The 859-nt window shown below is 51.2% G+C and carries 1 protein-coding gene; it reads right to left on the minus strand.

What is annotated here, in order from left to right; genetic code table 11:
- Positions 1-127 precede the first annotated feature (127 nt).
- Positions 128-859 (minus strand): IS5 family transposase (locus AKG09_RS11500; RefSeq protein ID WP_054619556.1); only part of this gene is annotated, 732 nt, incomplete at its 5' end.

An 859-nucleotide genomic window follows, 5' to 3' on the forward strand; every position in this document is an offset into this window, starting at 1 on the left:
TGAGACCTTTGCAAAATAACTCTTTACCTAACAGTTGATGCCCAAACACCGGATTTCGGCTGTTTTCTATTCCAATATTCCCTTTATTCTCCTCAGATACCCGATTATCGGGTATCTGAGCTGCCTTTCAGGCAACAACAGGCGCACGTAGCTTGTTGGCTGCTTTCAGCAGGTTCAAGCACATCGCTTTCAAGTGGCTTTGTGCCGCCACTTTGCTCAGGCCAAAATAGGCCGCCCGGGCATAGCGGAATTTACGGTGTAGCGTACCAAAGCTTTGTTCAACCACATAACGGGTTTTCGATAGGTGTTGGTTGCGGTGGGTGTGGGCTTCCGTCAGCGGACGGTTGCGGTGGGATTTACGCATGATGCCGTCCCGCAGCTCACGCTCTTCCAAATGCTGCCTGTTTTCCAAACTGTCGTAGCCTTTATCAGCATAGACGGTCGTGCCTTTGGCCAGCCCTTCCAACAAGGGGAACAGGTGTTTGCACTCATGGGCATTGGCGGCAGTGATGTGCAGTTTCTCGATATAGCCTTCCGCATCGGTACGGGTATGCTGCTTGTAACCCAGTCTGTATAAGCCGTCTTTCTTCACCCAACGGGCATCGCTGTCTTTACTCGGTGTGGTTTGGCTACTGACTCGTCCTTCGGCATCCACTTCTATGGCCTGACGTTGTTTGCCGCCGGCGGTTTGAATAATGGTGGCATCAACAATGGCAGCGTGTGCTTTTTCTACTTTTAAGCCCTTCTCAGTCAGTTGACGGTTAATAAGATCCAGTAATTCGGCTAGGGTGTTGTCTGATGCCAGCCAGTTGCGGTAGCGGCATAAGGTGCTGTGATCAGGGATGCTCAGCTCGTCAAA

It is taken from the genome of Neisseria sp. 83E34 (assembly GCF_001308015.1).
Taxonomy (GTDB): Bacteria; Pseudomonadota; Gammaproteobacteria; order Burkholderiales; family Neisseriaceae; genus Neisseria.